This window comes from Sphingobacterium puteale, assembly GCF_003627955.1.
Taxonomy (GTDB): domain Bacteria; phylum Bacteroidota; class Bacteroidia; order Sphingobacteriales; family Sphingobacteriaceae; genus Sphingobacterium; species Sphingobacterium puteale.
The window spans coordinates 156,445-167,873 of the sequence record NZ_RBWS01000007.1 but is presented as its reverse complement, the minus strand read 5'-3'; the positions used below and the strand labels follow the sequence as shown (position 1 = coordinate 167,873).

Here is an 11,429-nt window from a genome sequence, read left to right as displayed (position 1 = left end):
TTTTATAGAATGGAATGATTATTTTTAGCCTATCCATTTCAATTATATTCCTTATGATGCCATTGCGTATTTGTATATTCTGGTTTTTTAGTTCACTGATTACCTTTTCTATTTCTCATGCACAGGAAAAGAACTATCGTTTTTTACATCTGGATGTAAACGAAGGTTTATCGCAAGGTAGTGTTTTTGCTATTGAACAGGACCACTTGGGATTTATGTGGATCGGCACCCGCGACGGACTGAATAAATATGATGGCCGCAAGTTTACAATTTACAGAAGCAATCCTCAGGATAGTGTTTCTTTAGAACATAATTTTATACAGGCGATTACTGAAGACAGGAAAAAACGACTTTGGGTAGGCACAACAGGTGGCCTTAACCTATACAATCGTGATGCAGATAATTTTACGCGTATTCCATTGCCAGTCGTGGAGAGTACAAGTGGGAAGATAGAAGTAAATGTGCATCAGATTTTCCAGGATTCTAAAGACCTAATTTGGGTCGCAACAAATGTTGGATTATACCGGATAAAAGAAGGCCCTCATTTGGAGGCAGAGCTTGTTTTTAATGAGATTACGGTAGAAGGGAGCAATGGCCGCTCGCATTTCAGAAATTTTAGAACGATATACGAGGACGGGAAGAAAAGATTATGGTTTTGTACAGATGATGCAATCGTACTGATGCAGTCAGCTTCTAAGGATGGCAATAGATTGAAAGTGTTACGGACCTATTTCAATCAGAAAGGACTGGTTAATAAAGTAAATCAACGATTTCAGGCTGTACTGGAATTTTCCCCAGGAGTTTTTTGGGTAGGAACGAAATACAACGGCATAAAAATAATCAATGAAAATACGGGCGAAGTATCTTCCCTGATTGGTCATGACAGCCAGACTGCAAATTTAGCAAACCAAGATGTTCGTTCACTAAAGAAGGCTGATGATGGGAGCATCTGGATTGGAACATTCAATGGTCTCTATCTGTACCGAAATGGAAAGCTATTATTTGTACAGGCTGACGATAATAATCCCAATAGTTTAAGTAACAACTCTATTCGACCAATTTTTCAGGATAAAAGAGGTTCTATTTGGATCGGAACCTATTTTGGCGGAATTAATATCTATGATAAGGATATACCTAATTTTCAAAACTTTACGCATCAGTCCCGAAGGAATAGCTTGAGCTATAATGTAGTCAGCGCTTTTTTGGAGAATCCGAATGGAGAACTAGTCATAGGTACAGAAGGTGGTGGATTGAATTATTTTAACCGATATACCAATTCATTTTTTAATGAAAGGCACGATAAAAATAATGCTGGAAGCTTAAGCCATAACAATGTGAAATCTATCTGTCGCGATCGGGAGGGAAATTTATGGGTTGGTACTTATGATGGTGGATTAAATTTGAGGCGTAAGGGGCAGCAGGCATACGAACATTTTCGTTTTGATCCAAATGCGACAAATGGGCTAGCTAACAATAATGTCTATGCGCTGTTGGAAGATCGTCAGGGGGATATTTGGATCGGAACATTTGGTGGCGGTTTGCAGGTACAGCGGAAAAATCAAAAAACCGGTTATTTTCAGACCTTCAACGTTGCCGGTAAACAGTTGAGATCTAATATGGTTAGAGCACTCATGGAGGATTCCAAAGGTAACTTATGGATAGGGACTTCCAATGGGCTAAATCTCAAAATAGCAGGGACAGATAAATTCGTCTCTTTTTTCAACCACAAAAATGACACCCTTTCGATTAGCGGCAACGATATTATCAGCATTCATGAAGATAGAAAAGGACAGATCTGGATCGGAACATATATGGGGGGGCTAAATCGGTATCTACCCGAAAAGAAAGCTTTTAAGCGTTTCAATAAACAGAATGGTCTACCGATAAACAATGTTTTTGGTATTTTGAGCGATCTTAAAAACAAATTATGGTTGAGTACCAACACTGGGATTACCTGTTTCGATCCGCAGACAGGAAGCGTTAGAAGTTATACAAAAGTGGATGGCTTACCTGGGAATGAGTATATTCAAAATGCAGCCACAATACTGCGCGACGGAAAATTCGCTTTCGGTAGTTTTTCTGGCTTTACCCTGTTCAATCCCGATAGTCTGAGTGTGAATAGTTATGTGCCGCCGATACAGTTTACCGATCTCAAACTGTTTAACCGTACTGTCAGACCTGACGTGGATGGCGTAATCGCCAAGGATATTTCCATGATCGATGAATTGGTGCTGGATCATAATCAGAATGTATTTAGCTTAGAATTCAGTGTGTTGAATTATGTTCATCCCGAAAAAAACCAATATGCCTATTATTTAAAAGGTTTTGATCAGGATTGGAATTACGTAACAAATCCGGTAGCGACCTACACGAATTTAGATCCGGGCAATTATGAACTCTGGATAAAAGGATCTAATAACGATGGTATCTGGAATGAAAAGCCACGGGTGTTAAAAATAAGGATTCTGCCTGCGCCATGGAAAACATGGTGGGCCTATACCGGTTATTTTTTGATTTTAGGCTTTGTTGTATTTTTAATTATTCGTTTTTTTTATGGTCGAAATAAACTAAAACGCGACCTTTTGATTCGGAAGCTCGCTTCCGAAAAACAAGAGGAATTGCACGATGCTAAACTGAATTTCTTTACAAATATCTCACATGAGTTCCGTACACCTTTGTCGTTGATTATAGGTCCCTTGAACCAGTTGAAAACGGATCATTCGCTATCGGAGTACGCAAAAGAACATTTGGGATATGCCACACGGAATGCTGACCGTTTAATGAATCTGGTTAACCAGCTGCTTGATTTTCGAAAACAGGAGGGTGGAAAAATGAAACTTAACTATCAGAAAGTCCTGGTCGCCGAATACCTTAAAAATGTTTTATTAAACTTCCATTTTATAGCAGAAAAGAACAACATCCAGTTTTTTCTCGAAAATAATATCCCCGTTGATTACAGGACAATGCTGGATCCTGAACAGTTTGAAAAAGTACTTGTCAATCTGATCTACAATGCCTTTAAATTTACAGATAAGGGGGGACGGATAAAAGTACAAAGCGAATTGCAGGATGATGGAGTTGATACCAGACTACTTATTTCCGTATGGGATTCCGGTAGAGGGATTCCGGCAAAAGATATTCCTCATGTATTTGAACAATTTTACCAGGCAAATACCGACGGAATTGTCGCTACCAGCAGTGGCATTGGACTTGCATTGTCACGATCCATTATCCATTTACATGGCGGCTTGTTAACTGTCGAAAGTAATATGGCGAAAGAAGCTCTGGCGTACAACACTGTTTTCAGGATTAGTCTGCCACAGCAGAATTTGGGTATGGATGCCACAAGTACCACGGATCTTTTAACGAATATGGCTGAATCCGATGTGGCCGAGCACACGGATCAACAGCTGGATAATCCCGAAAAAAACGAAGTGGAAGCGGAACGCATAGCAGATGAAAAACCGATTATACTTGTGGCTGAAGATAATGTGGAGCTCAGATGTTTCCTTTCTGAAAATTTACGCAAGAAATATTTGGTGTTAGAGGCCAATGACGGAAATGAGGCGCTGGCATTAGTTCATACGATGCAGCCTGACATTATTATTTCTGATGTAACGATGCCCAATTGTGATGGGATAACATTATTACAGCAAATAAAAAATGATAATAGCACAAACCACATTCCTGTTATTTTATTGACTGCCCGAACGGCGGACCCTTATATTACTGAAGCTTTTGAAATTGGTACCGACGATTATATTACCAAGCCATTCAGTATGCCGCATCTGATTCAGAAAATAACAAACATTATACAGACAAGAAAACGTTTGGAAGAAAAGTTTGTACAGAATTATCTGCTAGGCGGCCAAGAAACAGCGACAACCGAAAGAACGCGTTTTTTGGATCAGGTACTGGGGGTGATGGAGGAAAACTTGGGCTGTGAAAACTTCGGGGTACAGGAATTGACGAAGGCAATAGGGGTGAGCCGATCCGTTTTATACCGTAAAATAAAACAGCAAACTGGCCTCAATCTGGTCGAATTTATCAATATGGTCCGACTAAAAAAAGCAGCACAAATATTAGTAAACAACAGTGAACTGAGTATCAGTGAAGTTGCCTATCAAGTAGGTTTCAATGATCCAAAATATTTTAGTAAAACCTTTAAGAAATTCTATAAAGAAAGTCCGCGTACCTACATCGAGAAATTTAGTGTGAAAGAAAATTAAAGGAAATTGTATCGCACAAAAAAAGGTTTTCAAACGGGGAGAATGAAAACCTTCAATAACCAATTATAAACCTAAATTATGATGATACAAAGATAACTGTTTTTAAACTTATTCCAAAATAAAATAACCTCGTTATCGGAATGTGTGGCTTAAAATCTACAGTGTAGTTTTATCTGTTTATATTACAGCCTATTCGTTTTAGCTAGCTTACTAATGAAAAGAAGAGTGAACAAGCCCAGTACCGCAAATAAGGCATAGCCCAGTCCGATTTCAAGCTGAGACGAAGGGTTGACCAGGCTGACGGTGCCATAACTTAGGGAGGATGTGACCAGGTAGGTAATTCCCCCGACTAATCCGCCCGCAATCCCGGCAGACAATGGAAATCTGCCCAGACAATAACTGAAATAGTTATTAAATATAAATCCGGCCGTGCAATGGATGGCAAACGCGAAGAATGTCAACGTATATAAATTTGCTATATAAGGAGAGACCACAATCATGACTAACACCAAGATGATCTGAATGAAATTAGCAATTCGCAATTTGGGGAGGAGGGCTCTTTTGATCAACGCTTTTCCAATAAAGCCTCCGCACATCCAGGCCAATCCCATGATAAGTGATGTATACCCTGTCGTGATTGCCCCGTAACCCAGTTGGTGTTCGATGAAAAATGGACCACTAAGGTTATAAAACATAACAAGTCCATAAGATATCCCGCACATCAATACGCCGAAGGTGAAGTCATTTGTCTTTAACATCATTTTAAATTCGCCGATAAGATAGCTGATGTGCAATGGTTTTCTTTGTTTGATCGTCTCTCCAGAGAAGATCAATTCCAGCACAAAAAGGATAGCACTATAAACGGCAAGAACCATAAAATTAGACCGCCATCCAAACTGTGTTTGCAGGTATCCGCCAATAAAGGGAGCAATAATAGGCCCGATTGACCAGACGATGGTCATAATACTGAGGTAATGTTTGCGCTGCTCGCCCTCGTACACATCGACAAAGTAAGCCCGTTTGGAAATGACGACGAATGCAGAAAGAATACCCTGCAAAATACGCATGCCGTAAATGACCCAGATATTATGTGTGGTTGCGGTTATCCAAAAACTAAGGATAAATAGAAACAATGAAATCAGATTAGTTTTATATCGTCCCCACGCATCTACAAGCGCGCCAGTGAAGAATTGTGCGACACCATAACTGATTAGGAACAATGAAAGCGTTAACTGGATATGACCTTCGCTGAGACCGAGTTCCAGAGCCATTTGTGGCATTGAAGGGAGATAGATGTCGGTAGCAAGCCCTGTTATTGGAACAAGTGCAAAAGCCAGTATCGTCGGAATAAAAGATTGTCTGGGTTTAGTGTTTTTTTCCATCTTGATAATTTGTCGACAAAAATAATTCCATTAATGGAAACAAAATATATAGAATTCAAACAAATTATTGTGAAAATCAAACAGCCTGTGCGGCAAACTTATAATATAGCAATGCTGGTGATGACCAACATTGCTATATATGCGTTTTAATAGCCTGGATTCTGCTCAAGGATGGTCTTTCCGACCAGATCGATTTCTGTTTGTGGAATCGGGAAAAGATGCATATAATCTTTGGGGGATAACGTGACTTTCTGAGCGATCTGCGAGGAAGGATTGTAATTACGTTCTTCGACCTTCATCACTGCCGTCATTTTTCCTTGACGGACCAGATCGTACCACCGTTCGCATTCAAAGGCTAGCTCGATCTGTCGTTCATCGAGCAGTGCGGTAACAAATTGGTCTTTTTGTGTCAGCTGATCGATGCTGTAGTTATGATTTTGACTTCCGAATGCCCTTTGACGTATTTTATTGAGCTGTGTTATTGCATCGCCAAGTTTGCCGTTTTCATTCAGCGCTTCTGCATACAATAAAATGACATCGGCCAATCGAAGAACGGGAAGATCCAATCCCGCTGCCAATGCCGTGTGTTTGACAATAAATTTGGAGGCATATGGAAAATAGATAGCATTTTGTCCGCCTGATACTGCGGAAAAATAATTTGATTCAACCGTCTTGCGAAGACGTGTATCATCAGCCTGAATCTTCTTATGTAGACTCCAGGAGGGGAGAGCAACCTCAGAACCACGGGACACCAGATTATAAATTCCGCCATTGGGAACAAATGCTGTGGACAGGTCTTGACCGTTGGTACCGTCGGTATAGCCAATGCTGAAAAGAACCTCACTATTGTTCTCGTTTTCCAGTGACCACAACTGATTATAGTCAGCGACCAGCATATAATTATCTCCATAACTGGTGAAAAATTGTCGCAACACGGTCTCGGCGTTCGTCCAGTCTTTTTTTGCCACATATACTTTACCAAGCAGTGCAAGAGCTGCTTCCTTGCTTGCCCGATTTCTGGATAAAGCTGATTTTAATGGAAGTTTTTCAATTGCATCGTTCAGGTCCTGAATGATTTGATCGTAAATCGCTTCCGTAGCACTTCTTTTATACTGTCTGGCTTCGTCAATCGACAATGCTGTAAGTACTTTAGGAACAGCACCAAAAGTTCGGACCAGATCAAAATAAAATAAAGCCCGCATAAACTTAGCTTCGCCCAGATGCTGATTTTTTTTGCTCTCAGTATAATCTTTAGGTTTGTCTATATTCGAAATTACGGCATTGGCCCTAAAAATTCCCGCATAGCTTTCCTGCCAGAAAGCGGTCAGGATAGGATTGTTCGGAGAGATGGCCAATGCATCTATTTCAGGAATGCCCGCAAAACCGGTATTGGTTGATCCATATAAATTATCGGAAGAAAGCTCCAGCAACTGATAATCATTTGGCTTTCGGCTTTGCATTTTAGCATAAATACCGAGGACGGCTTTTTCCATATCGTTGGCATCATTGTAATAATTGATGTCTGTAAGTGATGATGGCGGAATTGTGTTCAATAATTCATCCGTACAGCTGCCGAACAGCAAACTTGAAGCCAGTAGCAGGATTGTTATGTTTAATTTCATGATAGGCACACATTAATAATTAAAAACTGAGATTTAATCCAAAGGTGTACACACGGCTTATGGGTTCAGAGCCCACATTATAACCGGGCGTACTGCTGATACCGCCGACTTCACCACCCGTATAACCTTCGGGGTTGTAGGCGTGAAAACCTTTTTTTGTCAATAAGAAAGCATTGTTTACCGAGGTAAATAGCCGAAGGCTCTTTATGCCCATTTTTGAAGATAAATCTGTCGGGAAAGTGTACCCAAAATTGATATTACGCAAAGCCAAAAAAGAGGCATCTTCGATGTAAAGGTCCGAATTGGCATTAAAACTTAGTTGGCTCAGAGACAAGGCTGGAGTATGGCCATCGCCGGGTTCTTGTGGCGACCACCAAGAGCCGGCAACCAGCGACTTTCTCATATTCCCCAATACAGAACCCTGATAAAACTGATTCTCGAAATTGTACATTTTTGATCCGATTACGGCCTGCAGGGTGAAAGAAAGATCGAAGTTGCGGTAAGAAAATGCATTGGTCATCCCCCAGTAACTTTTGGGCATAAAGTTACCAAGGATGCTACGGTCGTCAGCTGTTATTTTGCCATCTTTATTGATATCTTCATAAATGGGATTACCAAGCTTTTCACCTGTCAGTTTCGGTAAACTGTTTAGTTGTTCCTCACGCTGGAAAACGCCAATATGTTTATATCCGTAGTAGGAAAACATCGGCTCGCCCACGCGAAGTAGCCAGTTCATACCATAGGAAATGGACGTCATCCTTTCATTGACACCGCCCAGATTAATCACTTTGTTACGGTTGAATGAGAAGTTGAAATTTGTGTTCCATTTCAATTTGCCAATGAGATTTTTGCTGTTCAGATCAAATTCGAAGCCTTTGTTTTCGATTTCGCCAATATTGGATAGTGAGCTGGTGAAGCCGGTTGTACTGGGTATGGAGACTTGGTAGAGCAGGTTTTTTGTACGTTTACGGTAGTAGTCGGCGGTGATTGAAAGTCGATTTGTCCAAAACGACAGGTCAATACCAAGGTCAAACTCATTGGTTTTTTCCCAGCTTAGTTTGTTATTGCCGAAACTGCTTTGTGCTAACCAGTTCTGTGTTTGATCATTTACTGTATATAATCCCCCAGTGACCAAGCCTAAATAAGCGAAATCGCCAATGTTCATATTGCCTGAATTTCCCAGACTTGCACGCAATTTAAAATCGGAGATCAGCTCTTGGTCCAGCATAAAATTTTCTTTGCTAATCCGCCAGGCTGCGGATGCTGAGGGAAATAGCCCCCATTTGTTATCGGGTCCGAACCGCGACGAACCGTCTGTACGGATGGAGGCAGAGAGTAAGTATTTTTCTTTATACGCGTAATTTGCACGTCCAAAATAAGAAATCATTCCCCAGACGGATTTTAAGGTATTGCTTCCGTTGGGATTGATCAAAGCATTATTTAATGTTTCAATTATATTGTTGTTGAATGTTCCGTTGACGGCCAGTAAATTGATATTTCGGCTTGTAGCTTTTTGGTAAGAAGCGCCTGCCATTAAAGAAACATCATGATGTTGGGCAAACGTTCTGTTATAATTTAACGTGTTTTCATTGAGCAGCGTGATGATGCGGGAATCTGCGGCACTGCCCGAGGAAAGTCCGGTATTGGATGCCCAAGAAGCTTGAAACTTGTCCGTATTGTTGTAAAACATATTTGCATTCAGGGTCGTTTTCAATGTCAGGCCATCGAGGATTTTGTAGACGGCATAGATATTGCCCAATGCACTGAGTGTCTGTCCCTGATTATTGGTTCCCATCAAGATTCCCATTGGGTTGGCTTGTGAGGATACGTTGAAGCCCCAATAGTCCCGTGCTTTAGGGTAGCTTCCATCCGGATTTTGGATCGCAACAAATGGTGGGTATTTATTGTAGGAGTCCATTGTCAATGGGGAGGTGCGAGCTGACTGATAGGTTGGGTTGAGCATTGCACCGATCTGGAACCGTTCGTTGATCTTCGTGTCTACGGAAGCTCGCATGCCATAACTCTTGAAAAAGGTGTTTAATAGAGTTCCCTGTTGGTCTTTATAAACTGCAGAGAGGTAATATTTACTCTGTTCAGTACCCCCGGTTACGGAAAGATCATAACTTTGAAAAGGCGCATTTTTGGTCACTGCATTTTGCCAGTTGACGTCGTTACCATTCAGTATATCCGGATTCACCTGGTAGCCTGCAGGGCGTCGTGAGTCCCCCCACAGTGGGAGGCTGGTATCACCACCTACATAAAAGTATTCGCGATTCTGATATTTGATAATGGTTTCATAATACTCTTGGCTGTTCATAAAATCGTCATGCAGGATAGGTTGTGACCATCCCGCCAGGACATTTGCACGTACCACGGGCTTGCCCGCTTTCCCTGTTCTTGTGGTAATGATGATGACCCCGCCAGAAGCACGCGACCCATATATTGATGCCGCTGATGCATCTTTCAGTACTTCGATGGATTCAATGTCATTTGCATTGATATTGGACCAGCTCGCCCCAGGGAATCCGTCAACGACCAGAAGCGGATCATTTCCAGCAGAAATTGAGCCTATACCGCGAATACGTATGACGGGAGCGGCACCCGGGGTACTTCGGGTCTGCGAGATATTTAATCCAGGTAATCTACCCTGAAGTGCGGTCTCCGGCCTTGCGCTTGGAACCTGGTCCAAATTTTTATTTTCAATTTTTGATACCGAGGCGGTTAGAGAACTTTTTTTGATCGAACCATAGCCAATGACAACGGTTTCTTCCAACTGGGTTGCCGACTTGACTAGGGGGATAATAAGCGTTGGAGTACTGGTCAGGGCTACCCGGTAGCTATCATACCCCACAGAGGTGATGGTCAGAGAATCCCCCGGTGATGTCAGGAGCTGAAATTTTCCTTCGTTATCTGTTGAAGTGTACTTTCCGCTGGAGGTTCTTATGGTAGCTCCAGCTAGGCCTACATTAAGCTGCTTATCCTTGACCAAACCATTATAGGTCATTGCTTGTTGGGCTACTGAAAAGAGTGGGCTAGCGCCACATGTTGCGCAGAGCAAAAGGCAGGAGATATTGGTTAATTTTGCCATAATTTAGTTTGTAAAGTAGTACGTAGTAACTGTTATCTTCGACCTAAGAAATTTTGCACGAATGCATCGTCGTTTAGTTCTGGATAATCGCTGTACACACGGTCAATTTCCTCTTTTTGCCCCGGCGATAGTTGCTCCTTTGGATTGATACACCAGGTACCTTTCATCAAGCCTTGGCGCGTAAGGACTTCATGGAGCCCCGGTATACAACCGTGAAAAGCATTTGCCGGATCAAAAAATGCAGCATTACTGTCTGTTATTGCAATGGCTTTGCTTAAAAGGTGACTTGCTGTCTGATTATCAGGATTACATTTGTAGGCTTTAATTTCATCCAGAAGCGTTACTGCTTTTTGCGTCCACACGGCCCAATGCCCCAGTAATCCTCCTTTAAAATCAATCTCAACGATCTTTCCGTTCACTGGAAATTGATAGGTGGTCATTAAGTCATTGACGATATTGTCATCATTGCCTGTATACATGGCGATTTGATCACTACGATTTGAATTTGCGAGCGCACGCATGACATCCAGTGTTTGGTAACGATTAAAAGAAGCACATTTGATGGCAACAACATTTTCTATTTCGACAAACTCCTGCCAAAAAGAATAGGAAAAAATACGCCCGCCCACCGAGGGTTGAAGATAGAATCCAAATACCGGAATGACAGCGGCAATTGCGCGTACCCGATCAAGTATAGCCTTTTCTGTCCATCCATTGAGCCCGCCCATACTTAATAAGCCAATATCATAACCATATTTAAGCGCCGTGTTTGCTTCCTGTATCGCTTGCTCAGTAGGCCCGCAGATGCCTGCAATCTTAAGGAAGGGGCGTTGAAGCTGTGCCTTGTCCACCTCTTCGCTGGCCCATTTTAAAACAGTTTCGAATAAGTTGATTTTTGGATCACGAATTTCGAACTGGGTAGAATGTACGGCGACGGCGATTCCTCCAGCTCCGCTCGCGATATAATATTTTGTCAAAAGACGTTGAGACTCCTCATCTATACTACGATCCTCATGAAGAGCCAGGGGATGGGCGGGGATGACCGTGCCGGCCTGGAGATGTTGTTGTAAATTAGCGTCTAATTTTTTCATTGGAATAATTGTTTTTC

The 11,429-nt window shown here is 41.8% G+C and carries 5 protein-coding genes; 1 reads left to right on the top strand and 4 read right to left on the bottom strand.

Annotated elements, in window-relative coordinates:
• The first annotated feature begins 14 nt into the window (after positions 1-14).
• Complete coding sequence (locus D7322_RS09920; protein ID WP_121123753.1) at positions 15-4,229, top strand: hybrid sensor histidine kinase/response regulator transcription factor; 4,215 nt, start codon at positions 15-17, stop codon at positions 4,227-4,229.
• A gap of 182 nt (positions 4,230-4,411) precedes the next feature.
• Here the strand turns inward: D7322_RS09920 and D7322_RS09915 are convergent, their stop codons facing one another.
• The 4 genes from D7322_RS09915 to D7322_RS09900 all read right to left on the bottom strand — a co-directional run bounded on the left by D7322_RS09915 (position 4,412) and on the right by D7322_RS09900 (position 11,412).
• Positions 4,412-5,611: an MFS transporter gene (locus tag D7322_RS09915; RefSeq protein WP_121123751.1), complete on the bottom strand. Its 1,200-nt coding sequence runs from the start codon at positions 5,609-5,611 to the stop codon at positions 4,412-4,414.
• 146 nt (positions 5,612-5,757) lie between these two features.
• Positions 5,758-7,233: a RagB/SusD family nutrient uptake outer membrane protein gene (locus tag D7322_RS09910; protein WP_121123749.1), complete on the bottom strand. Its 1,476-nt coding sequence runs from the start codon at positions 7,231-7,233 to the stop codon at positions 5,758-5,760.
• A 19-nt stretch (positions 7,234-7,252) separates the two neighbouring features.
• Entirely contained in the window at positions 7,253-10,321 is a 3,069-nt protein-coding gene (locus D7322_RS09905) for a SusC/RagA family TonB-linked outer membrane protein (protein ID WP_121123746.1), read from the bottom strand.
• Between the two features lie 32 nt (positions 10,322-10,353).
• The gene (locus tag D7322_RS09900; RefSeq protein WP_121123744.1) at positions 10,354-11,412 is read right to left on the bottom strand and encodes a dihydrodipicolinate synthase family protein; all 1,059 of its coding nucleotides are present in this window, start codon (positions 11,410-11,412) and stop codon (positions 10,354-10,356) included.
• Positions 11,413-11,429 lie beyond the last annotated feature (17 nt).

Coding starts and splice junctions, on each gene's coding strand:
- D7322_RS09910 (WP_121123749.1), bottom strand. CDS start 7,233: ATGAAATTAAACATAACAATCCTGCTACTGGCTTCAAGTTTGCTGTTC.
- D7322_RS09915 (WP_121123751.1), bottom strand. CDS start 5,611: ATGGAAAAAAACACTAAACCCAGACAATCTTTTATTCCGACGATACTG.
- D7322_RS09900 (WP_121123744.1), bottom strand. CDS start 11,412: ATGAAAAAATTAGACGCTAATTTACAACAACATCTCCAGGCCGGCACG.
- D7322_RS09905 (WP_121123746.1), bottom strand. CDS start 10,321: ATGGCAAAATTAACCAATATCTCCTGCCTTTTGCTCTGCGCAACATGT.
- D7322_RS09920 (WP_121123753.1), top strand. CDS start 15: ATGATTATTTTTAGCCTATCCATTTCAATTATATTCCTTATGATGCCA.